Raw genomic sequence first — 25,292 nt, forward strand, 5'->3', positions numbered from 1 at the left:
GCCGGTCAGACCTGTGTCGAACCGACGTCCACGAAGGACAGACCGGGGTAGTTGACGCTGCGGAACGACACGAGGGTCTGGTTGTTGTAGGCCGTCGGTGTCGTCCGGTGGAAGATCGGGTAGAGGGGCACGTTCTCCGCGATGAGGTCGAATGCCTCCTGCCACTTGGCGATCTGCGCGTCACCCTCGACTTGGACGGCCTCGTCAAGAATCGCCTGCAGCTTGGTGTAGGCCTCAGTCCCCTTCCAGTGCATGCGGTCGTTGGCCCACAGATCCGCGCTGTACCACCAGCGCATGAGAAGGTCGGCGTCATTGCCGAAGACCGAGGGGTCGCCGGGCGCGATGGCGATATCCCACTTGTCTCCGTTCTTGATGTAGTCGTACAGCTCCTTGGACTTCTTCTCGGTGAAGTTCGCGGACACGCCGAGCGCTTCGAGGTTCTCCTTGATGATCGGACGCGCTCCGGAGAAGAACCCGTGGTCCGTGGCGATGGTCTCGATGGAGGTGATGCCGGCCTCGGCCAGCAGCGACTTGGCCTTGTCGGCGTCGTAGCTGTAAACCGTGGAGGCCTTCTTGTACGCGGGGTGCTCCTCCTGCACGAAGCACGTGGCCGCAGTGGCCAGCGTCCCCATGCCCGTGGTGCAGATCTTCTCGTAGTCAAGGGCGTACATGATGGCCTGACGCGCCTTGACGTCGGCGAATGCGCCCTGGTGGTTGAACATGACGAACACGAGGCTGAACCCCTTGTCCGCGGAGACCACGACCGGATCCGTCATCGCGCTGAGGTTCGTCGCCGGCACGGTGTCGATGGCCTGAACCGTGCTGGAGGTGATCGCGTTGGTGCGCGTGGTGTCGTCGGGCAGGACCTGCCACGTCATCTTCTTGGCGAGCGCCGGGTGGGAACCGTTGTAGTTGTCATTGCGCTCGAAGACAACGGTCTGAGACGCAGCGCTGTTGTCCGTCATCTTGTACGGACCGGATCCGATCGGGTTCATGTCGAAGGCCTTGGGGTCGGCCTCGACCACCGCCTTGGGAACGATCTTGACGGTGCTGAGCCGCTCGGCGACCAGGGAGTAGGGATGCTTGGTCTTGATGGTGACCGTGGTGTCGTCCTTGGCCGTCACCGACTCCAGGAAGGTGAGGAACTGGCTGTAGAGCGAATTGTTCGCCGGGTCGAGAACGCGCTCGAAGGAGAAGACGACGTCTTCGACGGTCACGTCGCTGCCGTCGGAGAACTTGGCGCCGTCGCGCAGGGCGACCTCGTAAGTCGTGTCGTCGACCTTCATGGGCAGGTCCTTGCCGAGAGCCGCGTATGCCTCGCGGCTGACCGCGTCGAGCTCGGTGAGCCCCTCCAGGGTGTGCCAGTTGGCGGCGACGGTCAGACCAGATGTCGTGGTCATCGGGTCATAGCCGCTCGTACCCAGCTCGTAGGAGATGCCCGCGGTGATGGTGCCGTCGGGGTTGGCGCTCTCGGCGCCGGAGGCTCCCGAGCCGCCGGAGGAGCCGCCGCATGCGGCCAGAGCTGCGGCGAAACCGGCAGCCATCCCCATGGTGGACGTAAGGCGGATGAAGTCACGGCGGGAAGCCCGCGGAGTTGAGATCGCCATTGATGTTCTCCTGAAGTCTGACGTCTGTTGTCTGACGTTGGTAGGATGACTGTAGCAGCTTCGAAGGACGTCTGACCAGATCGTTTACGATCTCGTGTCGTGAAGTCCTTCGGACGAGGTCCGGTCGAGGTCGTCCGGACGCAGGACCACTGAGCACGACGATGGAGTTCCGGTCACAATGACTGCCATGAACACGAAGCGAGGCGCCTACGCCTCCATCAACGGGGCTGCAACGACGCAGGCTTCAACCGCGATCAACGCCATCAAGGACTACATCCTCCAGGCGCACCTGCGTCCCGGAGACCCCTTGCCCACCGAATCGCAGCTGTGCACCGACCTGGGCATGTCCCGCTCGTCCATCCGAGAAGCCGTCCGCACACTGGTGGCCCTCGACATCGTCGAGGTGCGCCACGGCCATGGAATGTTCGTCGGTCAGATCTCTATGCGCCCCATGGTGGAGTCGCTGGTCTTCCGCGGCCTGCTCAAACCCGGAGACGACTACCGGGCTCTGCGAGAGGTCGTCGATGTGCGCGCCGTCTTAGACGATTCCCTGACCGAGCAGGTGATCACGACGTGGAGGGGCCGCGAGGACGCCGCGATCGACGCCGTCGTCGAGGAGATGGAGAAGCTCGCCGCCTCGGGCAAGATCTTCACGGACCAGGATCATCGTTTCCACTCCATGCTCCTGGATGCGCTGCCCAACCAGCTATTCGGTCACCTGACGGACGCGTTCTGGGCCGTGCACATGCTGACGGTACCGCTGCTGGACGCGCCGCATCCGGAGGACATCATGCGCACGGCCAATGCGCACCGCGCCATGCTCGAGGCGGCTCGAGCCGGCGACCCCGACGCCTACAGGGCGGCGGTCAAGGAGCACTACGCCCCCCTGCAGGCCGCCCTCCAATCCGAGTGACCCTCCCCCGCGCCAACTGGCCGCCCGGACCACTTCCTCTTACCTTCCCCTCGCCTCCCACCGAGATCGGTCCGCTTCCGCACCGAGATCGGTCGAGTTCCGCACCGAGATCGGTCGAGTTCCGCACCGAGATCGGTCCACCTCCACGCCGAGATCGGTGAAGACGACGAAACGAGTCGCCGACGTCTGCTCCTCAGTCTGCGGCGCTCGGACAAGCCCTATGCAGGCAGCTGTCATGTGCGAGCGAACGGCGACGGCGGTACCCGCCCTCTTTCGAGGATGGATACCGCCGTCGCTTGGAAGCAAACCTCAAGCCGTACTTGCAACAGGCCAACTGGTGGAGATGCGGGGAATCGAACCCCGGTCCGACGGTGGTGCAACAGGACTTCTCCGGGCGCAGTTCGCTGTTGATTTTCTCAGCCCCGGCGTTTCACGCGAACAAGAACGCCGACAGGCTCAGTCACCTAGAAGTCCCGAGTCCCCCGATGACGAGGGGCCTCAGCAGTGGCTTCCTGGATGACGCCAGGAACCGGGGCGGAAGCAGTCCCCGGGCTGACGGACTTCGGAGCTCGCTCAGGCGGCGAGAGCGAAGTCGGTGCGAGTGTTATCGGCACCTATTGGTTCGCACAGAGCGTTGACGAGATGACTGTGCATCCTCGACCCGCTTCTCCTGAATCCACGACCGTCGTCGAAACCGATCATCCCCTGTGGAGTTGTCCCCACCGGGCCGATGGCCCAGCGGAGCGCGCTCGCGAGCGAGCGATGCATGACTCTAGCAGAAGCAGTGCACCACCGTCAGCGCTGGACGCAAGGAGAGCGCCGCACATCGAGCCGCCATCGGTCCCATGGCCCCCGTGCCCCGCTCTCACCCGCCCCTTCCTCATCCCTGGGCGCCCGGATCTCGCGCGACTACGCTCGGCCTCATAGGCCGAGTCCCGATCTTCCCCAGGAGGACGCCATGGAGAACCGCCCATTCGCTGCGCTGGGACAGCCCGTCTCCGCCGTCGGCATCGGAACCTGGCAGCTGGGCATCGACCGCGACGAGACCGATCCCGACGACGCCGCAGCAACCCTTCAGGCCGCGGTGGAGACCGGCGTGACCCTCATCGATACCGCTGATGTCTATGGAGATGGTCGTTCAGAGCGTTTCGTGGGCCGCTTCCTCGCCACCCGCCCGAAGGCGGAGCTCGTGGTGGCCACGAAGATGGGACGCAGAGTCCCCCCGACGACAGCCAACTACAGTCGCGACAACTTCCGCCTCTGGAACGATAGCTCCCGGGAGAACCTTGGCGTTGAGACCATCGACTTGGTCCAGCTGCACAGTCCGCCCAACGAGCTCATCAGGGCACCGCATATCTGGGACTTGCTCGATGACTTGGTCGCTGAGGGCAGAATCCGCTCCTACGGGGTGAGCGCGGAGACCTGCGAACAGGCACTCGAGGCGATCCGCCATCCCGGCTGCGCGAGCGTGCAGCTCATCGTCAACATATTCCGGCACAAGCCAATGGAGGAGGTCCTGCCCGCAGCACACGAGTCCGGTACTGCTGTGATCGCCAGGGTGCCCCTGCCTGAGGGAGTGCTCTCCCATAACCACCGCAGGGACACCGAGACGGATCTTCCCGGCCCGGTCGCCTCACTCGACGCCGGCTGGATCTTCTCCGTCGTCCCCGACGACGTGGCCGCCCAGGCGGCCCGTGAGTTCGCGGGCCTGTGCCGCGAGCTCGTCCCCGGCCGCGCCCAGCCGGTGCAGGTCGCACTGCGCTGGCTCCTGGACCAGGAGGGCATCACCTGCATCCTGCCCGAGGCGCACAGCCCCCACCAGGCCCGCTTCAACGCGCAGGCCGCCGCGCTGCCGCCCTTGAGCGCCGAGATGCACACCGCCCTGACGGACATTTACAACCGGCTCATCCGAGCTCATGTCCACGACCACTGGTAGCTCGCAGCCGGCAGCAGAACCGCCATCGAATCATGGGAGAGAAGCGGCTCAGTGCCCTGAGATGCTCTCTGAAATGCTCCCTGCTCCCTGAGCCGTCACCGGAATACGAGACTTCTCACCCTCGGCGCCGGTTGGCAGCCGCCATGGCGCGCGCGGCCTCGCGTTTGTCCTGAGCCTCGCGCAGCGCCTGGCGCTTGTCCCAGTCCTGCTTGCCCCGGGCCAGGGCGATCTCGACTTTGGCGCGTCCCCCGATGAAGTACAGCTCCAGAGGCACCATTGTGTAGCCCTTCGCCTGAACCTTCTGAGCCAGCCGCTCGAGCTGGGCGCGGTGAAGCAGCAGTTTGCGCTTGCGACGCGGGGTGTGATTGTTCCAGGTTCCTTGAAGATACTCAGGAATGTGCGCCCCCTGAAGCCAGGCCTCACCATAACGATCGATCTCGATCCACGCCTCGGCCAGGGAGGCGCGTCCCATCCGCAGGGCCTTGACCTCGGTTCCCGTCAACACGAGCCCGGCCTCGTAACGGTCCTCGATGAAGTAGTCGTGAGTCGCCTTCTTATTGCGTGCGATCGTCTTATGGGCGTCGGAGGCGGCCTTGGCGCGTGCACTCGGCGTGGGCTTCTTCCGTGCGTCGGCCTTCTTGGCCATACGGCTCCCCTTCCCCAATCGATGCTGAGCGCGTCACCATGGGCCGGCGGGCGCGATGCCCCAGCCTACGCGGCCGGCCGGCATCGTCAATCTGCCTGAAGCGGACGATGCCTCCGGCCGCCCCTCCGGGGATCGGCATACGGGTGCGGTCAGAAACCGGGCAACGTCATCGGATCGATGTACACGCCGTCCTGCGCCACCTGGAAGTGGACATGGGGCCCCGTCGCATAGCCTGTCGAGCCCGTGTATCCGACCAGGTCGCCGCGATTGACCTGCTGCCCGTCGGAGATGGCCCGCCCCGACAAGTGGCACAGGGTGATGACGTAGGAATGCCCGTCTATATAGCCCGCATTGATGTCGATTCCGATACCGCACGATTCGGAGTCCCAGTACGTGGCAACGCCCGAGACCGCAGCGTACTGGGGCGTGCCCTCGGCTGCCGCGAAATCGGCGCCCTGATGCCCGGTACCGGTACCGGTGACGGGGTGAACGCGATAACCGAAGGGAGAAGTGACAGACAGTTCCCCCGAAATGGGATGCCCGATATAGCCATCGCCCAACGAGTCCGCTGCGATCGAGTCGGAGGACACCCCCGTGTTCTCCCCGCTCTCGTAAGCGGTCCGGTTGGCGGCGTCGATCTCCGCAATGCGCTTGGCCGCGGCATCCGCGTCAGCGGCCGCCTGCGTCTGCTGCTGCTCCAGCCCCTCCTTCTGAGTCTCGAGATTGGAGGCTGCCGTCTCCTTGTCGGACTTCAGCGTCGCAACCTCATCGCGCTTGGTGACGGCCTCATCGCGGGCGGTCCTGGCCTCCGTCTCCGCCGTGTCGGCCTCATCCTTCAGGGTGGAGACACGGTCGGTCGCTGCATCCTGACGGGCCTTGCGGTTGGCGTCTTGAGCCCGCTCGGCCTCCGCGGATGCCAGAACCGTCTCCTGAATGGAGGCGGCGATCTCCATGGTGGAGGCCCGCTGATTGAGGTCATCGACCGTATCGGAGGAGGACAAGACGTAGGACCAGGAGCTCACGCTGCTGTCCCCCTGGTAGGTGGACACGACCAGGTCAGCCACAGAGACGTTGCTCTCCGAGGCATCGGCCTGAGAGGCGTCGGCCTCCTCAGTGACGGTGGTCAGGTCCGCCTCGGCGACGTCGAGACGATCAGAGGCGGTCTGCTGCTCGCGCTCCTTCTCGCTCAGCGTGGACTCAGCTGTGGTCAGATCGTCCTGGGCCGTGGTCAGTGCCGTTTCAGCGCTCTGCAGATCGAGATAGGCCTGACCCAACTCCGCAGAGACGCCTTCCAGGGAGGAGGCGAGTTCGGTTTGCCGCTTCTGCGCCTCGTTCTGCTGGTCGACTGCATCGGAACGGTCATCCGCCCGGGCCGTCATGCCCAGGGGGACCACCGCAAGCGCGATCACCATGAGCACGCTGAGCAGACGGCGCTTCCCGGCAAGAGTGCGGTAGCACTGGCGCCCGACACCTCTGGTCGCCTTGGAGACCTTGGAGAATGCAGCGGATGCGTCGCTGAGAGGAAGGAAGGACGCCATGATCAAACCTTCGTGTACTTCGACAGGGAGAAGGAGGAGGAGACAACCGCTAGGACGATCGCGGCCAGAAGGAGCCAGGGGGCCAGCAGCAGCACATCCCCAGTGGACACGAACGCCGTGTTGATGAACGTCAGCGACTGAGCCAGCCAACCGTCGACGATGAAGTACACACCGGCCCACAATGCGCCGACGGCCGCGAAGGCCCCGATGAGCGCTGCAATGGCCCCTTCCAGCATGAAGGGCAATTGGATGAAGAACCTGGAGGCACCCACCAGACGCATGATCCCTGTCTCCTTGGACCGGCTCATCGCGGACAAACGGATCGTGGTGGAGATCAGCAGCACGGCGGCGACGGCCATGATCGCGGCCAGGCCCCCGGTGATCCACGAGGCACGATTCATGACCAGGAAGAACGACTCCAGAGTCTTGCGCTGGTCGACCACGCGTTCGACGCCGTCGCGTCCGGTGAGCTGCTCCGCCACGGCCTGGTACTTCTCCGCATCGATCAGCTTGATGCGGAAGGAGACCGGCATCATATCCTCCGTGGCGTTCCGGCCGATGGGCCGTTCGCCGTAGACCTCCTTGAACTTGGCGTAGGCCTCCGCCTTGGACTCGAAGGTGTAGCTCTTGACATAGGGCTTGAGCGCGTCGGAGTTGATGAAGCTCTCAACAGCGTCGATCTGCTCCTGGGTGGCCTCACCGTCCGGGCAGGCGGCCCCAGAGGAGGATGCCGGGCACATGTAGACGCTGACCTCGACCTTGTCGTACCAGTCGCCCTTCATGGTGGAGATCTGCGCCTGCAGCAGAGCCGAGGCGCCGACGAACAATAAGGAGATGAAGGCCACCAGGATGACCGAGACGGTCATGGCGAGGTTGCGAGTCAAACCCTTGAAGGTCTCGGAAAGGATGAAGCGTAAGCGCATGGGTACCTCTCTCAGCGGTCCGAGCCGTAAACACCACGGGCCTGGTCGCGCACGACCTCACCCGCCTTGAGCTCGATGACGCGCTTGCGCATCTGATCGACGATCTCGTCATCGTGAGTGGCCATAACCACGGTGGTCCCCTGCCGATTGATGCGGTCGAGCAGGCGCATGATTCCTACCGACGTCGAGGGGTCGAGATTGCCGGTCGGCTCATCCGCCATGAGCAGCTTGGGACGGTTGACCATGGCTCGGGCAATGGCGACGCGCTGCTGCTCACCACCGGAGAGCTCATGCGGCAAGCGCTTCTCCTTGCCATCCAGGCCCACCAGGTCGAGAGCCTCCGGCACCGCCGACAGAATGTAGTGACGCGGTTTACCGATCACCTGTGAGGCGATGGCGACGTTCTCGAAGACGGACTTGTTGTCCAGAAGACGGAAGTCCTGGAAGACGAAGCCGATCTCCTGACGCAGCTTGGGGACCTTCCAGCTGGAGATCTGGGACAAGTCGCGCCCCAGCACGTGGATGGAGCCCGAGGTGGGCCGCTCCTCGCGCAGGGTCAGCCGCAGGAAGGTTGACTTCCCAGAGCCCGAGGCGCCCACAAGAAAGACGAACTCGTCCTTCTTGACCTTGATCGAGACATCATCGAGCGCGGGGCGGGCGCCCCGATTGTAGACCTTGGAGACATGGTCGAATCGAATCATCGAGTGGCTGCTTCCTGGCGTGCGAGGGCGTGGTCACGCCCATTCGCGGTCACGGTATCCAGTACTGGCCAGAATCCTCGGCGTGACACGCGGACCGTGATCGTGTCGCGGCCCGCTAGCGTGTGAGCCATGCCCGACACGCCGCCCCCACCCGTCCTCAGCGATGTCATCGACGTCGGTTCATGGGCGAGGTTCTCACCGTCCTTGGCCATCTTCATCGACGAGCAGATCCGCTGTCACCGGCTACCGGACGACCTCGACGTCGACAGGGGGTTAGCGGTCCGCCTGGTGGCGCCCGCACCTGTGATCACGGAATCGGACCTGCTCGAAAGCGAAGGCCGCAGGTCGGGTCTATGGTCGCTGCGGCGCAAACGGTCCCCGCGCCTCCCATCGCCGGAAGCGCCCGGAATCGTGCTGATGGGCAAGGACGACTGCGTAGAGATGCGGGCGCCCGCACTCGATACCGAGGGCCGGGTGCTGCTGGGCGACGACGCATGCGCTCAGCTGACCGCTCTCGGGTGGGCGCGGCGCGAGGACCGGCTCATGCGCACCGTGGAGGACGGGCGGACTGCGGCAGAGGTCGTGACCCGGGTGCTCATCGAAGTACTACGCGTCGCGCACCCGGCGGACCTGAGCTGGCTGGTGCTGGAGCAGAGCTGCTGAGACGGCGCAGCATCGCCTGCAGCCCCTCGCCGTGGCCCGGTTCGCCCTCCAGGCCCTCGCTCACACAAGGGCCTCTTCGCGGAGCGTGTAGGCCATTGGATCGGCCGAGGGCTCCGGCCGATCGGTGAGTTCATCGGGCAGCGTCTCCCAATGAGCATCCTCGAGCGGAGTCTCCCGCAGGCCGACTGCGGCGCCCTCCGACTCAGAAGCAGTATCCGCGGAGGCGCTCGAGGGAGCCGACCCGGCCGAGGTCGTCGCATCCGCGGCGCCGATGGCCTGAGCTGTGCGGGCGACCCGCATGAAGCGCGACTCGCCCCAGGTCAGGTCAGGTCCGCCGCACGAGACGGTCAAGACATTGGTCAGCTGCTGTCCACGGTCATTCTCCCACGTGTCCTGGGAGAAGCGGCCCACCAGGACGACAGGATCACCCTTGTGCAGGCTGTGAGCGAGGTTCTCGGCAAGATACCCCCAGGCCTTGGCCGTGAACCAGATGGTCGGGCCATCGCGCCATACCTCCTCAACGCGGAAGGACGGGGCGGTGGCCACGCGGAAGTAGCAGAAGAGACGCCCGGAAGACGTACGCGAGACAACGGGATTGGTGCCCAGGGAGCCCTGGACGACGAGATCGAGCTGACGGCTCATGATGTGCTCCTAGCGGGGACGAGGGCCAGCACCGTGCTGGCTCTCCTCCACAGTCGCGCTCGAGCACCAATGCGCGCCACCAATGGCATTGACCGCTGTGGACGGCCTTCGCACGAGCCGCCCTGTGGGGCCCTGCGACCCCGCATCCTTGTCCCGTCCTTGTCCACAGGGTCCACAGGATCCGCAGGGCCCGCAACACGGCCCGCGATGAGGGATTGCCGGCGCTCCCGCGCAGAGACGAGGGAATCAGCGGGACTCGGAAACGGGCGTAGAAGGAGCACTGATACCGAGCGCCTCCTGGAGCTGGCGATGACGGCTGAGCACGCCGTCCGCCGGAGCGGTCAAGCCGCGGGCGACTACCGCGGAGACGCGTGCGCGCACCTGGTCGCCGTAGATCAAGGCCTCCTTGCGCGCACGTGAGCGACGCGTGATCATCGCCCCCACGGCGACGATCACACCGAGGAGCAGCACCACGACGGGCAGTACCACTCCCCCGCCGGTCGCCACCATGGCGGCGCCCCAGGCCAGCCCGATGAGCACGGTCAAAAGCCCTCCCCACCAAGCCAGTTCGATGACCGGTGTTCGGTGACCGGGCAACGGGACCGAACCAACCGCCTCAGCGGTCTGGGCGGCCAAGGCCTCGGGAGTGGCCACGGCGTCCTCGACGCTGCGCAGCCATACCGGCGGCAGCCCCCCAGTCACCTGCTGCAACCAGGTGGTGCGAGTGGCTGCCACCGCGGTTCTGGATGGCGGCTCAGGCCGCGCCAAGGCGCGCGGCAGGGCCCGGGCCAGTCCCGTGCGCACAGAGTCCTCGACAGCCTGCGCTCCGGAAGCGCGGACGAGGGACGCGGCAGCATCCTGAGCCCCTGCCGGATCGAGCACGATCTCCCGGTGCGCCGCAGTCGGGCGCAGCCTGGCGGTGATGGCATCGAGCTCCGCGGAGGCGGTCCGGGCCGCATTCGACTCGTGCGCCACGCGATCGCACAGGATCTCACGGACTTGTCCTAGGTTATCGCCGCGCACGGCGGAGACTGGCAGGACCTTGACGTCGTGAAGGCCGTCGGCGATGAGCAGGTCATGCACATCCTTCAACAGGGTCGAGGCTCCCCCGGCGGGGAGGGTATCGACCTGGTTGACCAGAATCAGCATGTCCTCCTGACGGGCGCCCAGACCGCGCAGGTAGCCTTCGTGGAGCGCCGCATCGGCATACTTCTGGGGATCGACGACCCACACAAGAATGTCGGCCAGCGGCACGAGGCGGTCGACCTGCAGGGCGTGCGCAGTCGTCACCGAGTCGTAGTCGGGAACGTCGAGCAGGACCAGCCCGGCGAGCTCGTCCTGATCCGAAGCGTCCAGGAGGGACTCGCGGCGTATGCGACGTTCACTGCCGACGCCCAGGAAGTCCAGAAGGGCACTCGCATCGTCACCCCAGGAGCAGGCCGCGGCCTGCGACGTGGTGGGGCGGCGGGCACCGACATCGGCGAACTGCAACTGGGTCAGAGCGTTGAACAAAGAGGACTTGCCCGAGCCGGTACCGCCGAACAGGGCCACAACGGTGTGATCAACGCCCAGTGCGAGACGCTCACCAACCTCCTCGAGCGCCTGCCTCGCCGGAATCGCCAGGGAGGCGGGCACCTCTGTGGGGCACGCGTCTAGTGCGGTTCGCAACCGGGACAGGCGGGCCTCAAGGTGGATGGCATCGAGAGGCTCGGTATGCACGATGAATGGTTCCTGAGTCATGCGGATGCTCCAGGGCGGGTGAAGGGGGTGAGCTCACCGGCACGCAGGCGCAGGGCTGCGGCCAAAGAGGGAGCGGGAGCGAGCGCACGGGCGGCTCCCGCGGGCACGATGGTGGCGAGCTCGGCGGTAAGGGTCTGAACCAGGGCGCTGCGCGCCTGGCCCGCAGCCTCGGCCAGCCCCAGGTTGCGAGCGGCCTCGACGGCGCCATCGACCCCGACGGCGGCAGCCACGAGCAGGTGACCAACACTATCGGCGTTCATGCCCTTGGGCAGGCCACTGGCAGGCACCAGCTGCTCGCGGACCTGACTGCGCGCCCACTGCGCATGGAGGTCCTTGTCCTGGATGGCTCCGAGGCGCTGCCGCACGACCTCCTCCGGCACGCCTGCGCCGGTCCACAGCTCGCGGGCCTGACCGGACAGAGAAACCAGAGCAGCCTTGAGCCTGTCGGCGACAACCTCGACGGCATCGGCGGCCAGGTCCTTCAGAGCCTGTGCACGGGCCTTGGTGCGACGCCCGAAGAGACCCGCACGCAGACGGCGACCGGGCTCCAGCGCAGCCATGGAGGCCAGAGGCCCGCCGGTGGACGCCAAAGCCAACCAACGGGTGGCTGGAGCTCCCTGCCCCCAGGCGCCCGCATCGATCTCCGCCTGCATCCCCGCCACTGGCGCGGACAGAAGGGCCTGGGTGGCGTTCTCGAGCCGAGTCGCGGCATCATCCTGAGCATCGACGTCGTCCGCCAGGCGGGTGAGGTCGGCGCGCAGGCTCGTCCATGTGCTGTGCCCGGTGCGGCGCACCAGGCCGGCAGCACGATGACGTCCCGCCAGCAGACTCAACCAGTCGCGCAGCGGCGCGACGGAACCCTCGGGCAGCAGGCCCTCATGGGGACCCGCGTCAGGGATGACGAAGAAGGGGGACTCGGCCAACCCCAGTCCCTCAAGGCGGGTCACCAGGTCGCGGCGCACTTCCGGAAGAATCCGGGCGGGGACCCGATTGAGCACAACGCCGATGGGTGTGCGTCGCCCCGCGGCATCCTCAAGAGACGACCAGGGAGTGTGGTCGCCATAGCGCGCGGCAGTGGTGATGAAGAGCCACAGGTCAGCGGCCTCCAGAAGACGCAGCGCCAGAGCCCGGTTGGCCTCGTGCACGGAGTCGAGATCCGAGGCATCAACAAGGGCCAGGCCCGCCGGAACGGTCTTAGAGAAGACGCTACGGCACACCTGCGCCAAAGGATGGTCGGCGAACGCATCGGTGTCCTCCGGATTCATAACCAGCACGGGCGTGCGCGTCGTGGGTCGCAGGACCCCGGCCTCGGAGACCTCGGCGCCCAGGACGGAGTTGACCAGCGTGGACTTGCCCGCACCGGTGGAGCCGCCCACGACGACGACGGCGGGCAGATCGGCATCGACAAGTCGCGGCAGCACATGGTCTCGAACCTGTCCGATCAGGCTGGTTCGCATCCTGCGGGCGTCGGCGACGCCATCGGCGTCCAGCGTGAGCTCAAGCCGTTCCAAGTCCCCCACGGTATCGGTCAGGACATCGATGAGCTGGGCGCGACTGAGCGCCGAGACAGGAACATCCTGCCCGGAGGGGAGTAGGGGCGTGGGTGCGACCATGGTGCCAACTTTAGGGCCGTCAGAGGGCGTCGTGCGACATTGTTGCAAGAACGGTCCGAGTGCTTGCGTACTCGGGTCGTACTGGCCAGTGCGGGGTCAACGGCAGTGCCGCGGCGTCAGCGGCGCCCGCGACGGGCCAGTCCGACGTAGCACATGATCAGGCAGACCAGGCCGATGGCCGACAGGATGCCGTAATCGGTCAGCCACTGACTGGTGGTGTGCGCCCACAGGCTGTCCTCGCGGTGAGGCACGATCTGGTTCATATCGATGGTGGAGGCGGCCATCGCGTATCCCCAGCGCGCCGGCATGAACCAGGCCAGCTGCTCGAATACCGCGCGCCCGGCAACTGGAACCACGCCACCGGCGAGGACCAACTGCCCCATGATCGAGACCACCAGTACCGGCATGACCTGCTCGGAAGAGGACACGAACGCCGAGATCGCCAGCCCCAGCAGACCAGAGGCGAAGGCCACCGCCCAGCAGCACACCGCCAGTTCCAGAGCCGGATTGCCCAGCAGTACCGCATCAGAGGGGTGCTCATTCAGTGCCAGGGCGATTCCCATCATGATCGCGGTCTGCACCGTGACGATCAGCGCCAGCACGATCGCCTTGGACATCAGATAAGCGCCCGCGCGCAGGCCCACCGCCTTCTCCCGCAAGAACACGTCCCGCTCCCCCACCAGTTCACGAATCGTCGCAGCCATGCCGGCGAACGCCGCACCCGTAATGAGAATCACGAGGAGCTCAAGAGCCTGGGTGGAGTAGACGACGCAGGGATTATCGGGCGTTGGAGCGGGAAGTTCCGGTACAGAGAAGCCATTCTTCCCGGAGATGACTTTGGTGAGCAGGCCCATGATGATGGGCAGGGCGAGCATGAAGGCCAGATATGACGGATCCGCCGCCACGATGCGCAGATGCCGGCGCACGAGGGTCGAGATCTGCCGCATCCTCGACTGCTGAGGCGCTTTGGGATACGAGGACGACAATGCCGTGGGGATCCGCCGCCCGTCCCCCCGTCGCGTCGAAGGCTCAACCGCCTCGAGGTGAGCGCGCAGCATCTGGGTGTGATTTCGGATCAGGGCGTAGACATCCGCGAAGCCCTCGATCTCGCCGGGGTCGGGGAAGCCGCCCCTGGGGGCGGAGACCACCAGCTGCCCCTGGGAGCGGAGCTCGGCCAGACGCTCCCGGAAATAGGGGATGACCTGGCGGGGCGACCCGAAGTACACCGGCTTGCCGCCTGCCGCCAGGATCAAGACCTTGTCCGCCCGATCGATGTGGTTCTCATTGTGGGTCACCACCATCACCGTGCGGCCCGTGTCCCCCGGACGCGTCCCGTGAGCCAGAGTCGCCAGCAGCTCCATCACGTCACGATCCAGCTGGGGATCCAGACCGGAGGTCGGCTCATCGAGGAACAGCAGCGAAGGGCGAGTCAACAGCTCGATCGCAGTCGACACCCGCTTGCGCTGGCCGCCGGACAACTTCTTGACCCGCTTGTCCACATGCTCGACCAGGTCGAGGTCTTCCAGCACCTCGTCGATCCGCTGACGCCGCTCCGCCTTCGTCACATCCTTGGCGAACCGCAGCTCAGCGGCGTACTCGAGGGTCTGCCGCACCGTCAAAGCAGAATGGATCACGTCGTTCTGCGGCACCACACCGATCTTGTTGCGCATGACCGGATAGTGCTCGTAGACGTCCAGACCATCGAAGAGCACCTGCCCGGCCTGCGCTTTCTGCTCACCGGTCAGTGCCTTGAGCAGCGTCGACTTGCCCGCTCCCGAGGGCCCCACCACCGCCAGCAGCTCATTGCCCGGAAGCTTGAACGAGATCCCATCCAGCAGACGCAGCTTGCCGTCGTTCACACTGAACGTCAGATCCTTGCCCACCAGCTCGCCGCCGCCACCGCCGATCTTCAGGGAGCAGCCGCCGTCGGGGCTGATCTCGATGAAACTCGACCCCATGCCGAATACCGTCGGCTTGGTGACGGTGTAGGTCTGAACACGCTGATGGCCCAGCAGAACGCCGTTGCGCGAACCGAGATCCGTGACGACCGCGCCCTGCGGAGTCACATCGATGCGCGCATGGCGCCCGGACATGGTGGGGTCGTTGACGGTGAAGGCGTTGTCGGGGCGGCGACCGATCGTCCCCGAGCCACTGATCTGGACATGAGTGACCTGGGGAGGCTGACCGGGAGCCTGACCTCCGGAGGCAGGACCGCCGATGGCTGCGGCCGCGGCCGCGGAGCCCACGGCCATGGTCGTTCCGGCCGCAGCCGAGGAGGCCGACGGCGCCGAGCCGTAACCGGGAGCCATCGCCATCCCCGCCGACGAAGGCGCTGAAGACACTGAAGACGCAGCCGGCCCGGGACCGTAACCAGGGGCCTGTGCGCTATAGCCCATCGGCTGAGCGCCGTGGCGTCCGGCAGCGGCGCCCGGTCCTCCCGCCGGCGTACCGGGCGGGACGACGGTAGGTGCATTCGTCGGGACGGCCCCCGGCCCCGGACGCGCACCAGGCCCCGGAACGGCCTGCTGATGCGGGGCCGCAGCGGGCATCGGCGCAGACGGGGGCCCGCCGACAGGGGCCTGAGTCGGAACGAGGTCCAGGCCAGGGCCCGATCCGTCGGCGAGGTGAATCCGAGTTGGAGACGTGACGAGCACCTGCGGAATCTTCCGGCCGTTGACCACCATCCCGTTCTCGGACAGGCTCTCCACGAGCCACCCCTGAGGCGTGGGCGAGACTCGCAGGTGACGGCGGGAGACTATTGAGGAGTTGGAGATCACGAACTCGCACTCCGGCAGACGCCCGACAACGAAAGGCGTGGTGAAGATCTGCGGCTGGACATAGGCGGGGGCCGCGGACAGACGCACGGCTAGCGCAGTGGGGGACACGGGGGTCCTTTCAGGATGACATTGGGCGTGTGGAGGCCCGGGGCCTGACTCAACGATACCGGCGCCGAAAGCTCAGGTGGGACTCGATGACGCACTGCCGATGGGGATAAGTGCCCTGCGTGCCCTACTCAAAGCCATCCATGCCGTACTCTAATCTGAGCCCAGGCAGGCCACTCGCCTCCGTAGCTCAATGGATAGAGCACCGGCCTTCTAATCCGATGGTTGCAGGTTCGAATCCTGTCGGGGGCACGGCGCCCCGGGATCACGACAATCGTGATCCCGGGGCTGGCTGGGGTCGGCCATGGGCGGCCTGGGGCTACACTCGGCCAGCGTGAGCCGACAGATGACTACTGCTGACCCCTTGGTGTGGATCGACTGCGAAATGACTGGCCTCGACCTGAGCGCGGATGCGCTCATCGAGGTGGCGGCCGTCGTCACCGATTACGACCTCAAGCCCCTCGGGAAAGGGATTGACGTGCTCATCAGGCCCCCGGCGGCGGCGCTGGAGCAGATGGGCGACTTCGTGCGGGACATGCACACCTCCTCCGGCCTGCTCGACGAGCTCGGGAACGGCCTCACTATGGCCGAGGCTCAGCACGCGGTATTGGACTATGTCAGGTCGTTGGTGCCTCAACCTCGCACAGCTCAGCTGGCCGGGAACTCGGTGGGCACCGACAAGGCCTTCCTCGTGCGCGACATGCCCGAGCTCGTCGACTATCTGCATTACCGGGTCGTGGATGTGTCCTCGATCAAGGAGCTCGCCAAGCGCTGGTATCCGCGCACCTTCTTCCACTCCCCGGAGAAGCACGGCGGACACCGCGCCCTGGCCGACATTCTGGAGTCGATAGACGAGCTGCGCTATTACCGCGAGGTTCTCTTCCCCGCAGGCGAGGGCCCCACGAGCGAGGAGTGCAAGGCCGTGGCCGAGAAGGTCTCGACGCATCCGACATCATCACTGCTGTAGACCTGCAGGCCCAGTGCCGGTGCCGCCTGCACACGTGATGCAGTACACGGAACCCGGGTTGGTACGGGCACGAGCAAGCGGATAAAGTACCGACTCGTTGCGGATCGCTCGCAACAATGGTGGCTGTAGCTCAGTCGGCAGAGCGCCTGGTTGTGGTCCAGGAGGTCGCGGGTTCAAACCCCGTCAGCCACCCCGCCCTCGTCCGGTGCCGCGTTGGCGCCCGGGCGTCCCCTGTAGAAGTCGGCGCAGGGCACCGCCGCAGCGCCCGCACCGCTCAGTATCCCAATACCATCCCAATACCCCAATCCGGCACGGGCGCCCCCTATCCATACACTGATGACTTCAGGATGCTCCTGATGCAACGACGCGACTTCATGCTCATGCTCGCTGCCGGCACAGCCGCAGCCCTCGCCTCCTGCTCGACTGCGCACGATACGGCAGCAGGCCAATCCTCCTCCTCGCCAGCCGCGTCAGCGGAGGCACCTTCACCGACCCCGAGCCCGACGCCCTCACCCACCCCATCACGCAGCCCCCTGTGGCTCCAGGACGGGCCGCCGAGGCTGCCAGCACCCGCCGAGATCGATACCGTCATCACAGGCCTGCCCGACGATGTCGGCGACACGGTAGCGATCACCGTCGACGACGGCGCCGACTCATCAGTGGTGGACGCCTACCTCGACTTCGCCAAGGAATCGGGAGTGCGTCTGACCTTCTTCGTCACAGCCTCCTATCCCGGCTGGACGGACTGCAGGGACAAGATGGTGCCGCTGGTGGAGTCCGGACAAGTGCAACTGGGCAACCACACGTGGTCTCATTCGGGACTGACATCGTTGGACGAGTCGGGGATCGTCTCGGAACTGACCCAGTGCGAGGAGTTCCTGAATAACAACTACGGTGTCACCGGCACTCCCTTCATCCGACCGCCCTACGGCTATCGCAATGACTGGACCGACTCTGTGTGCGCCTCACTGGGGTACACGACATCAACCATGTGGTACGGCTCGTTCGGCGACTCGGGGCTGCTGGACGAGGGCACTCTGCTTGATGCGGCTCGGCAGTGGCTACTGGCGCAGCATATCGTGATCGGCCATGCCAACTTCCCCACGGTGACCCATCTGTACGGGCAGATCATCGATATCCTGAGAGAGCGCAGCCTGCTGACCGCCACTCTTGATGACATCTATTTCGGCCCTGAGCACAACCGCCATATTTGAGAGTGCGTACCTGCTTCGGCACGTTCGACGTAGGCTCGCCTTGCCGTAACTGCCGAACCGTGGAGCAGGTACTTCGAGCCTGCCCGGATCGCCGAATGAGGAGGCTCCATGACCTACGTCAACATCACCGCACTGACCTTCCCCGAAGGCGCCGATGCTGAGATAGAGCGCCGTTTCGCAGCCCGGAAGAAGATGGTGGACACTGCCGAGGGTTTCCTGGAGTTCGAGCTTCTGCGCCCCGTCGTCGGCGAGAAGCGGTATTTCGTCGTAACTCGCTGGGACACCCGCGAGCACTACGAGGCGTGGTCCGCCGCCCGGCCGGCCGGCAATCATGCGGATGACGAGCGGCGCGGTATGAGCGTCGAACTGCTGGGCTTCGAGGTCGTCCAGCGCGACGCTTGACCGGCGGCAGCTCCGAACGATTTCACGACTCGCCGGCCAGGACATCCAAGATCCAGGCGCGCACTTGTCGTTTGCACTCCTCACCTACCAGCAGGCCGACATTCAAGCCATCACTACGAGGCTGCTCGACAACTAGAGTTCGACCGGTGTACCCCGTCGAGGCGCGCAAGTCGCGGGCTACAGCATCCGTCTGGGGCAGAAGAAGGTCCCATTGCGGCACCTGACGAGCCATCAGCCGCCGGTAGGATAGCCGAGCCGTTCGGCTCGGGGCGTCTGGGACGGGCTCATTGTTCGGCATGCTGCGCCAAATCCGAATGATGCGCTGACCGGGTCGTTTATAGAACCACTCAGGCAGGTGATCGTCGGCGATGATGATGCGAGCAGTGCGCAGTGCCTCAAACCACGCCCTTGATCCGCGAACCACAGGCGTCGAGCCCTGCGGAGCGTTCGTCGCACCGTCCGCAACCGTCCACCACACCGGCGCGTCCAGACCATGGGCGAGCAGATCCGCAAGGATGGCGGCCGGGGGCTCACCGGTGGAACGGCCATCGAAGGATTCGAAGACGAGGCTGCGCTTCAAGGACCCAGGGGCCCGGGAGACGAGTTGAGCACGCCCGAAGCTCGAGCGCTCGAAAGCAGTCAAAGGGGGCATCACAGTCAGGGCGACCTGCCGGTCGGCCCCCGCGCACAGCCGTACGGAGCGTATGTGCCCGGCCAGCTCGACAGGAGTAGCGCTGATGAAGACGCCGGCCAGACACGGGCCGGAGTGCTCCGAACCCGAGTTCCAGGTCAGCACATGCTCTCCGGAGGCAAGGGCCGTGTCGTACAGATCCGCGACGACTCTCCAGCCGTCGGTCCTGACGCGATGCGCGGTCAGTTCATAGTCCCCCCGCTGTGAGTGAGCCCTGATGATCATGGGGTCAAACATCTGGGGCGCACGGCCCTCCAGGGTCAGAATGCCGTCCTCGATACAGGCGGCGTCGAGGGTGACCTCCACTGGTCGCGCTGAGCCCGCTTCGTGCACGCCCCCACCTGCGCCGTGTCCTTCGGCTGGCCCATCGGGTACTTCCGGCAGGTCGGGCAGCCAGGCCGCAGTGGTTCTGTCGGCAATAGTCAGCACAGCACGCAGTCGCACCCGTTTCCCGTCCGCTCGCTCCCCCGCCATCCAAAGAGCAGCGGTGTAGCCTTCACTGATATGGCTGTGCCACGGGTCATCGGCTTCGACGTCGGCATTCAGTGCGCGCTTTCGACTGGCGCGCCCTTTCGCGACGAGAGCCCCATCGTCGTCGAACGCCTCGATGAACAGGCTCCCCGAATCATCGCAGGAAAGGCCACGCACATATGCCAGGCCTCTGACTTCCAGACAGTACGGCGTCCTCCACTGCGGCGAGCCCGTTGCAATCAGCCGCAAGTCCGACGCGTGCACTGTAAGCAACTCAGCGGGCAAGGCGGCGATTCGATCCAATACCGGCGGAATGGCGTGCAAAGGAGCTCGGGGATCCTCTACCAGCTGGATCGGGCACGCAGTGGTGTCCTCAATGCGCGAGCCGATCAGCTCTTCCAGATCTGTGCGCGTGCCGTATGCCAGGACCCATACCAGCGCGCGATCGAGCAGGGGCAGCAGCGACCACGCCTTGTCACTGACTGCAGGCAGCAGACCACCCACATCGTCGCGTAGACGCCGACCGGATTCGTAAGGGAGGGCCTCCACAGCGCGTATAGCCAGATCAACCACCTCGTCGCGCATCCACGCTCCCAGTAGACGACTGAGAAGGGCCGGAGTGCTCGCCGCAGTTCTCACTATGGCCTGCGCACGCGCAATGCCGTCTTCCAGAGCCCCATCATCAGTGTCCTGAGTGTCCCGGCAAGAAGAGCGCTGCAAGACGCAGTAGTCGATGACGTCGATCATGCGGGCCGCCATCAGCACCTTGATCACTATCGCCTCAATGACCGGCTCGTCCGGACAGACGGCGGCGCGCCAGAGTTCCGTGCGGGCCAGTAGGCGGCCCATCAGGGGATCCTCCAGGGCATCGAGCACGTCGACTAGCCGTGCACGCCTTCGGCGCAGCCGCGACGGATTGAGACTTCTCGAAGGACACATCGCGCCGATGACGGCCTGGGAGCCAGAGTTCGACAGCTGCGAGGTCATGATCTCGTAGGCTCCGGCAGCCACAGTGTCGTGGGGGTCCAGGACGGTCAGCAGTGGGGCCTCGGCGGTCTCCACGCCGGTGGCGATATCAGCCTCAGCCATGACTCGTATCCGGCAGTCCTGCTCGGATAACCGCTGAGCCACGGACACCGCGGCGGAAACTGCGTGATCTGAACTAGCGTTGTTATCACCGGCCCCGGGCACTCGAGCAACAATGATCACCTCGAGTTCTTGCAGTGACTGATTGATAACAGAACAGATCGATCGTTCGATGCCCTCGGCACTGGGAATGTGCGCTGTGGGAGCGGCCCCCTCGAGTGCAGTCGGGCGAGTCGGAGAACCGCCAACCGGTATGACGACGCTGAGAGCGGGCCGCCGGTGACGCGAGTCGCCCGAGGAACTCACATCGCTCATGGACGCACCATCAGCGCCCGGCGCCCCAGCACCCTCAGGGAGGACCTCAGAATGCGCCGCGGTGCAGCAGCCGAAAACGGGCCGGTACAGGCTGGAATGCCCACGCCGATGCATGTCGGCATATTGTCCTCCAGAAAGTCCTCACGTTCTCTACAGGCCCTCGGAGCCTTGGTTAATCAGGCGCCTTCAGGACGGTCACGGGCGCAGAATCCGGTCAGCGGGAGCCAGAAGAGTCCTTGCCACGCAGAGGCAACCGCGCATCAGACTTTAGCGTCAACCAATTACTTGCTTCCCCAAGAAATGCACTACGGCAAGAATCTATGCAGAATCGAGACGTCCATACACTTAAAGTAACGAGCCGGATACGACCAGCTCTCGACAGCGACCTCAACCGGAGATCCCCACACACAACGCGAGAGCATGGAATAGCTTACGGCGCCCGACAAACCCGACAAAGAAGAACAGAGGACCGTCGAAAAAATACTCAAGCGCCCAATACCTGCGAGCGAATATAGTCGGAAGCACGTTGACGCTCACGGTCAAGACGTTCATGGTTGAAGGTCAGCGCCCCCCACCGAAGAGCGATTGCATCAACCTGCTCGACCGCGCGGATAAGATTATGATCAGTCCCCAGACGATTTAAAATAGCTAGAAGACGTATACTGCAATGAGGGGGCGGTACAGCAGCGAACTGCGTCTCGAATATGTGCGAAAAAGCAATACCGTGATATGAATCAGTGACAACGAATGACGCATTCTTAACGAGACCGAGGAACTCCTCCACCGAAGGAGTGACGAAAGCTTTTGCGCCGGGCATGCGCATCGTCCTCCAATAATCAATCCTCACCAGGGGCAATCCGGTTATTTTCGCCATGCGGGAAGCCGCGTTTACCAGTAGTGGGTTACGATGGAGTTGGTAAACGGCAATGTAAGGACCGCTGACGAGCGGGGCGGAGGATATCCTGCGCCAGTACTGGGAGGGAATGGCGAGCGTGGGATCCACGTGCCGCTCAGCCTCGAGACCGAGAGACATGAGATACTCCTGTGTTCGAGCCTCCCTGACGGATAAGCCGTCGAAACGAGACAACCCTTCACGCACACGGCGCTCCTCATCCTGCGGGAGCGCCCTCATTCCAATAAACGAGGAGAATGAGAAGCGTCGAGCATCATCCGGCAGAAACGATAAGTAGAATGGTTGACCGCCTCGACCCCCCTCAATATCCCACACCCTATCGGATCCCACACAGTAAGCATCATAACCTTGGACACCCAAACGATAAAGGTCCTCGAAATAATTATAATGCTCATCGGATATCCTCGCCCTTCTCGCAAGGAAGTCGCGAAACACCGATGTTTTTTCTCTCGCCCCACGCCTCCGCATCATGGAGTACATTTGCGAGGCTAAAGGAGCATGCGAATGCGGATTTCTCGAAAAGTACCTTGATTCATCTCCCCTGACCCTCTCACGGCGAAAGTCGACCACGGTGCAGCGTGCACCGGCGCCCTCAATCAGTTTCTGAGTCGCGAGACTCTGCAGCACCGAGCCGTAGTTTCCAGAGTTGTGCACGGTCAACAGAGCCACATGCCGCAACCGATTTGCTTCGCCCACACGACTCGGGCCATTCTCGGCCATTCTTCCTCCGCAAGTGTTGTAAGTCACGAGATGGGCGCAAATCACCCGCTCACTCCTTACGGCAACCTACGCCTCACCCACGGATGCAGGAATAACTGACTGCGCATGGCGCATGCATCGTTGTGGAACGGCAACAAACAGGACGGAGCTGTTGCCGACGGCCGACCGCCTCGCCGCATTCTCGGCTATCAGCGCGATACGTCGTTACTAATCCGCCTCGAGGGGGTGGAGGAAGACGAGACTCACATCAGTTCACCGTCGCCGGCAAAAGCTCGGCAGCATCGGGATTGGCCTCCAAATAATCCTCGACGGTATCTGTCCTGAAGGCCTCGAAGAGCGGCCCGTCCCTATCTGGGTCGAGTTCGACGATAGACTGGCCATCTTCGGACGCGCTGGCCCCTATGGCGGGCACAGTCATGAACTTGATGTTCTTGGAGCGCACTCCTCGCATTCCCAGTGCCAGACTCTGCATCTCATCGATCGTGAAACCCTCATCGACCGCCATCGTCCCGGTGACTGCATGGAGGAAGGAGTACAGCTTCTTCGGATCAGAGAGACTTCCGTTGTTCAGGACCTGGGCCACGATGGCCCGCATCCACGCCTGTTGCCTGTTGACTCTGTCGAAATCTCCATTGGGCAGTGTCTTACGTTCACGCGTATAGGCCAGGGCCTGCTCGCCATTAAGCACTTGCGCGCCGGCATTGAAATCTGTTCCTGCCAGGTTCTGCGGAGTCTTCAGATTGATCGTCACACCACCGATCTCGTCAGTCAAAGTCTTGAAAGACTCGAAGTCGGCCACTATGAAGTGGTCGATGCGAATACCCGTGAGCTGCTCAACGGTCTGGATCGTCAGAGTCGGCCCGCCGTACGAATATGCCGCGTTGATCTTGGCCTGCCCATGACCGGGAATATCCACCCAGGAATCACGCGGTATGGACATCACGGACACGCTCTTCCGATCCCCACTGACCTGCACGATCATGATCGCATCGGTACGCTGGGCGCCGATCTCCCATTGCGAGGGATCACCCGCACTGATACGCGAATCCGTCCCGAGCACCAGGAAGTTCGTGGCGGGCTCCTGCCCCTTCTGAACCGCCTGCTGCGGGGCGCGCGTGGTCAGGCCTGCGAAAGGATCGGCGAAGGTCTCCACATTGCTGCCCAACGCATGCCTGACCCACAGGCCGGCAGCAGCGGTTCCCACAACCAGGAACAGAATCAGCCCCAGCACCGAGAACAGGGCGATCTTCCATCCACGACTGAACCGACGCGGAGAAGCGGTATCAGTGGGGGATGATACGGGTTCCGCGGGTTCTGCGGGTTCCGGAGGTGTGGCCGCCGACGACGGGGAGGGATGACGCGGGGAGGTGTCAGTCATGCCCCTATGCAATCACCTGTTAGCGGCCTCCAGGAAGCAGGCTCGCATGTCGGAGCGATTCATTCGGGTTACGTGCTGCTGCCCGCGCTGCTGGAAACCCAGCTCAGCGCTGTGGTCGCACGGCTCATGCGAGCCGGTACATCCAGTTGTGCGGGTCTTCATACGTGCCGTACTGGATGCCGGTGAGGCGGTCATGAATCTCACTCGTGACGGCACTGCCCTCAATGGTCACGTCGAACCCCTCCCCCTTGAGTCGTCCCAAAGGCACAACCACGGCAGCGGTCCCGCAGGCGAAGACCTCGCGGACTCGCCCCGACTCGATGTCGCTCAGCAGGCCTTCCAAGCTGATGGTGTCCTCCACGACGCGCCGACCGGAGTCGATGAGCAGACGAATGATCGCCGAACGAGTGCTGCCCTCCAGAATCGTCCCGGTCAGATGGGGGGTGCGTACCGTTCCATCATGATCGACGACCATGATGTTCATGCCGCCGAGCTCCTCAAGGTTGCGCTCAGTGACATCATCCAGGAAGCAGACCTGATCGCAGCCCTTGGCGGCAGCCTCCTGCTGGGGCAATAGCGAGGAGGCATAGTTGCCCCCGGTCTTGGCGAAGCCCGTGCCGCCTCGACCCGCACGGTGGAAATTCTGCGAAACCCAGATGCTAATGGGCTTCAGACCACCGGTGAAGTACGCGCCAGAAGGCGAGGCGATGACGTAGTAGTCCACCACGTCAGCAGCACGCACGCCGAGGAAAGCCGCCGAAGCGAAGACGAAGGGACGAAGATAGAGGGACTCGCCCTCACCGGAGGGTACCCAGTGGCCATCGGCGCGCACGAGATCCACCAGCGAGGCGATGAAGTCCTCCTCCGGCAGCTCGGGCAGCGCCATCCGGCGGGCCGAGATATTGAGCCGAGCCGCGTTGTAGCGAGGCCGGAAGGTCCAAATGCTGCCATCGGCATGACGATAGGCCTTGATGCCCTCGAAGATCTCCTGGCCGTAGTGCAGGACGGCCGCAGCCGGCGACAACGTGAGGTCTCCGTAGGCCGTGATCTCATGGTCGGTCCACCCCACACCGCGCGTCCAACGGGCGTGCGCCATGTGATCAGTGAAGACGCTCCCGAAGTGGAGGTCGGTCAGGGCCTGCACACGTTCAGCCTCACTGGCGGCCTCGGGATTGGGAGCCAGGAGGAAGCGTCCGGCAAGGTCATTGGCGTCGGGGACGGCGACAGCAGCGGCGTGGGCCAACGGCGTCTCGAGAGAGCTGGAGGTGGTTGCAGCGGCCGCGGTTTCAGGCATGGCGGCAGCCTACCGCCGTGCTCACGGCGTCAAATGG

Annotated in this window: 19 protein-coding genes, 2 tRNA genes and 1 other RNA gene; 8 read left to right on the forward strand and 14 right to left on the reverse strand. The window is 64.5% G+C overall.

The genetic code is table 11. The features are described from left to right. Positions 1-5 precede the first annotated feature (5 nt). Entirely contained in the window at positions 6-1,607 is a 1,602-nt protein-coding gene (locus W5W_RS0111540; protein ID WP_017195500.1) for an ABC transporter substrate-binding protein, read from the reverse strand. Positions 1,608-1,794: 187 nt separating this feature from the next. On the opposite strand from W5W_RS0111540, the gene W5W_RS0111545 reads away from it, so the two are divergent. Next, entirely contained in the window at positions 1,795-2,520 is a 726-nt protein-coding gene (locus W5W_RS0111545) for a FadR/GntR family transcriptional regulator (protein ID WP_017195501.1), read from the forward strand. Between the two features lie 335 nt (positions 2,521-2,855). Here the strand turns inward: W5W_RS0111545 and ssrA are convergent. Then, positions 2,856-3,226, reverse strand: a transfer-messenger RNA (tmRNA) gene (ssrA, locus tag W5W_RS15785). A gap of 252 nt (positions 3,227-3,478) precedes the next feature. On the opposite strand from ssrA, the gene W5W_RS0111550 reads away from it, so the two are divergent. Next, positions 3,479-4,456, forward strand: coding sequence for an aldo/keto reductase (locus tag W5W_RS0111550; RefSeq protein ID WP_017195502.1), 978 nt, complete (start codon positions 3,479-3,481; stop codon positions 4,454-4,456). Positions 4,457-4,571: 115 nt separating this feature from the next. Here W5W_RS0111550 and smpB read toward each other — a convergent pair whose 3' ends face one another. The 4 genes from smpB to ftsE all read right to left on the reverse strand — a co-directional run bounded on the left by smpB (position 4,572) and on the right by ftsE (position 8,264). Continuing rightward, positions 4,572-5,102, reverse strand: a complete 531-nt coding sequence (smpB, locus tag W5W_RS0111555; protein WP_017195503.1) for an SsrA-binding protein SmpB — start codon at positions 5,100-5,102, stop codon at positions 4,572-4,574. Between the two features lie 149 nt (positions 5,103-5,251). Next, positions 5,252-6,646 (reverse strand): peptidoglycan DD-metalloendopeptidase family protein, encoded by a 1,395-nt coding sequence (locus W5W_RS0111560; RefSeq protein ID WP_008732873.1) that lies wholly within the window; start codon positions 6,644-6,646, stop codon positions 5,252-5,254. After that, entirely contained in the window at positions 6,643-7,563 is a 921-nt protein-coding gene (gene ftsX, locus W5W_RS0111565) for a permease-like cell division protein FtsX (protein ID WP_008732859.1), read from the reverse strand. The genes W5W_RS0111560 and ftsX overlap by 4 nt, the downstream gene beginning before the upstream one ends. Positions 7,564-7,574: 11 nt before the next feature. Beyond that, on the reverse strand, positions 7,575-8,264 hold the full coding sequence (gene ftsE / locus W5W_RS0111570) for a cell division ATP-binding protein FtsE (RefSeq protein ID WP_008732874.1): 690 nt from the start codon (positions 8,262-8,264) through the stop codon (positions 7,575-7,577). Positions 8,265-8,393: 129 nt separating this feature from the next. Here ftsE and W5W_RS0111575 point away from each other — a divergent pair, with 129 nt between their 5' ends. Next, positions 8,394-8,927 (forward strand): TY-Chap domain-containing protein, encoded by a 534-nt coding sequence (locus W5W_RS0111575; protein WP_008732840.1) that lies wholly within the window; start codon positions 8,394-8,396, stop codon positions 8,925-8,927. A gap of 60 nt (positions 8,928-8,987) precedes the next feature. Here W5W_RS0111575 and W5W_RS0111580 read toward each other — a convergent pair whose 3' ends face one another. The 4 genes from W5W_RS0111580 to W5W_RS0111595 form a co-directional block, all read right to left on the reverse strand. Beyond that, positions 8,988-9,569, reverse strand: a complete 582-nt coding sequence (locus W5W_RS0111580; protein WP_017195504.1) for a single-stranded DNA-binding protein — start codon at positions 9,567-9,569, stop codon at positions 8,988-8,990. Positions 9,570-9,815: 246 nt separating this feature from the next. After that, entirely contained in the window at positions 9,816-11,309 is a 1,494-nt protein-coding gene (locus tag W5W_RS0111585; RefSeq protein ID WP_017195505.1) for a GTPase, read from the reverse strand. After that, positions 11,306-12,922, reverse strand: coding sequence for a GTPase domain-containing protein (locus W5W_RS0111590; RefSeq protein ID WP_017195506.1), 1,617 nt, complete (start codon positions 12,920-12,922; stop codon positions 11,306-11,308). The genes W5W_RS0111585 and W5W_RS0111590 overlap by 4 nt, the downstream gene beginning before the upstream one ends. A 116-nt stretch (positions 12,923-13,038) precedes the next feature. Further along, positions 13,039-15,807, reverse strand: coding sequence for an ATP-binding cassette domain-containing protein (locus W5W_RS0111595; RefSeq protein WP_008732846.1), 2,769 nt, complete (start codon positions 15,805-15,807; stop codon positions 13,039-13,041). Positions 15,808-15,983: 176 nt separating this feature from the next. On the opposite strand from W5W_RS0111595, the gene W5W_RS0111600 reads away from it, so the two are divergent. From W5W_RS0111600 to W5W_RS0111620, 5 genes are all read left to right on the forward strand, one after another. Next, positions 15,984-16,056: transfer RNA gene (locus tag W5W_RS0111600), tRNA-Arg, on the forward strand. Positions 16,057-16,150: 94 nt separating this feature from the next. Beyond that, positions 16,151-16,771 carry an oligoribonuclease gene (gene orn, locus W5W_RS0111605; RefSeq protein WP_008732860.1) on the forward strand — a complete coding sequence of 207 codons (621 nt, stop codon included), beginning with the start codon at positions 16,151-16,153 and terminating at the stop codon, positions 16,769-16,771. 119 nt (positions 16,772-16,890) lie between these two features. Then, positions 16,891-16,963: transfer RNA gene (locus tag W5W_RS0111610), tRNA-His, on the forward strand. A gap of 164 nt (positions 16,964-17,127) precedes the next feature. Further along, positions 17,128-17,985: a polysaccharide deacetylase family protein gene (locus W5W_RS0111615; protein WP_029574286.1), complete on the forward strand. Its 858-nt coding sequence runs from the start codon at positions 17,128-17,130 to the stop codon at positions 17,983-17,985. A 108-nt stretch (positions 17,986-18,093) separates the two neighbouring features. Then, the gene (locus W5W_RS0111620; RefSeq protein WP_008732836.1) at positions 18,094-18,387 is read left to right on the forward strand and encodes an antibiotic biosynthesis monooxygenase family protein; all 294 of its coding nucleotides are present in this window, start codon (positions 18,094-18,096) and stop codon (positions 18,385-18,387) included. A 22-nt stretch (positions 18,388-18,409) separates the two neighbouring features. Here W5W_RS0111620 and W5W_RS0111625 read toward each other — a convergent pair whose 3' ends face one another. The 4 genes from W5W_RS0111625 to W5W_RS0111640 all read right to left on the reverse strand — a co-directional run bounded on the left by W5W_RS0111625 (position 18,410) and on the right by W5W_RS0111640 (position 25,255). Next, positions 18,410-20,638 carry a CDP-glycerol glycerophosphotransferase family protein gene (locus W5W_RS0111625; protein ID WP_029574287.1) on the reverse strand — a complete coding sequence of 743 codons (2,229 nt, stop codon included), beginning with the start codon at positions 20,636-20,638 and terminating at the stop codon, positions 18,410-18,412. Positions 20,639-21,434: 796 nt separating this feature from the next. Beyond that, entirely contained in the window at positions 21,435-22,583 is a 1,149-nt protein-coding gene (locus W5W_RS15790) for a polysaccharide pyruvyl transferase family protein (RefSeq protein WP_238533336.1), read from the reverse strand. A 247-nt stretch (positions 22,584-22,830) separates the two neighbouring features. Continuing rightward, positions 22,831-23,961, reverse strand: a complete 1,131-nt coding sequence (locus W5W_RS0111635; RefSeq protein ID WP_029574288.1) for an LCP family protein — start codon at positions 23,959-23,961, stop codon at positions 22,831-22,833. 124 nt (positions 23,962-24,085) lie between these two features. Continuing rightward, on the reverse strand, positions 24,086-25,255 hold the full coding sequence (locus W5W_RS0111640; protein ID WP_017195512.1) for a branched-chain amino acid aminotransferase: 1,170 nt from the start codon (positions 25,253-25,255) through the stop codon (positions 24,086-24,088). Positions 25,256-25,292 lie beyond the last annotated feature (37 nt).

This window comes from Actinomyces massiliensis 4401292 (genome assembly GCF_000269805.1).
In the GTDB taxonomy this organism is placed as follows: Bacteria; Actinomycetota; Actinomycetes; order Actinomycetales; family Actinomycetaceae; genus Actinomyces; species Actinomyces massiliensis.

What these genes read in the sequence shown, in the direction of transcription:
- ftsE (WP_008732874.1), bottom strand. Translation starts at nt 8,264, where the DNA reads ATGATTCGATTCGACCATGTCTCCAAGGTCTACAATCGGGGCGCCCGC.
- ftsX (WP_008732859.1), bottom strand. Translation starts at nt 7,563, where the DNA reads ATGCGCTTACGCTTCATCCTTTCCGAGACCTTCAAGGGTTTGACTCGC.
- W5W_RS0111580 (WP_017195504.1), bottom strand. Translation starts at nt 9,569, where the DNA reads ATGAGCCGTCAGCTCGATCTCGTCGTCCAGGGCTCCCTGGGCACCAAT.
- orn (WP_008732860.1), top strand. Translation starts at nt 16,151, where the DNA reads ATGACTACTGCTGACCCCTTGGTGTGGATCGACTGCGAAATGACTGGC.
- smpB (WP_017195503.1), bottom strand. Translation starts at nt 5,102, where the DNA reads ATGGCCAAGAAGGCCGACGCACGGAAGAAGCCCACGCCGAGTGCACGC.
- W5W_RS15790 (WP_238533336.1), bottom strand. Translation starts at nt 22,583, where the DNA reads ATGGCCGAGAATGGCCCGAGTCGTGTGGGCGAAGCAAATCGGTTGCGG.
- W5W_RS0111545 (WP_017195501.1), top strand. Translation starts at nt 1,795, where the DNA reads ATGAACACGAAGCGAGGCGCCTACGCCTCCATCAACGGGGCTGCAACG.
- W5W_RS0111635 (WP_029574288.1), bottom strand. Translation starts at nt 23,961, where the DNA reads ATGACTGACACCTCCCCGCGTCATCCCTCCCCGTCGTCGGCGGCCACA.
- W5W_RS0111625 (WP_029574287.1), bottom strand. Translation starts at nt 20,638, where the DNA reads ATGGCTGAGGCTGATATCGCCACCGGCGTGGAGACCGCCGAGGCCCCA.
- W5W_RS0111620 (WP_008732836.1), top strand. Translation starts at nt 18,094, where the DNA reads ATGACCTACGTCAACATCACCGCACTGACCTTCCCCGAAGGCGCCGAT.
- W5W_RS0111615 (WP_029574286.1), top strand. Translation starts at nt 17,128, where the DNA reads ATGCAACGACGCGACTTCATGCTCATGCTCGCTGCCGGCACAGCCGCA.
- W5W_RS0111540 (WP_017195500.1), bottom strand. Translation starts at nt 1,607, where the DNA reads ATGGCGATCTCAACTCCGCGGGCTTCCCGCCGTGACTTCATCCGCCTT.
- W5W_RS0111590 (WP_017195506.1), bottom strand. Translation starts at nt 12,922, where the DNA reads ATGGTCGCACCCACGCCCCTACTCCCCTCCGGGCAGGATGTTCCTGTC.
- W5W_RS0111585 (WP_017195505.1), bottom strand. Translation starts at nt 11,309, where the DNA reads ATGACTCAGGAACCATTCATCGTGCATACCGAGCCTCTCGATGCCATC.
- W5W_RS0111640 (WP_017195512.1), bottom strand. Translation starts at nt 25,255, where the DNA reads ATGCCTGAAACCGCGGCCGCTGCAACCACCTCCAGCTCTCTCGAGACG.
- W5W_RS0111575 (WP_008732840.1), top strand. Translation starts at nt 8,394, where the DNA reads ATGCCCGACACGCCGCCCCCACCCGTCCTCAGCGATGTCATCGACGTC.
- W5W_RS0111550 (WP_017195502.1), top strand. Translation starts at nt 3,479, where the DNA reads ATGGAGAACCGCCCATTCGCTGCGCTGGGACAGCCCGTCTCCGCCGTC.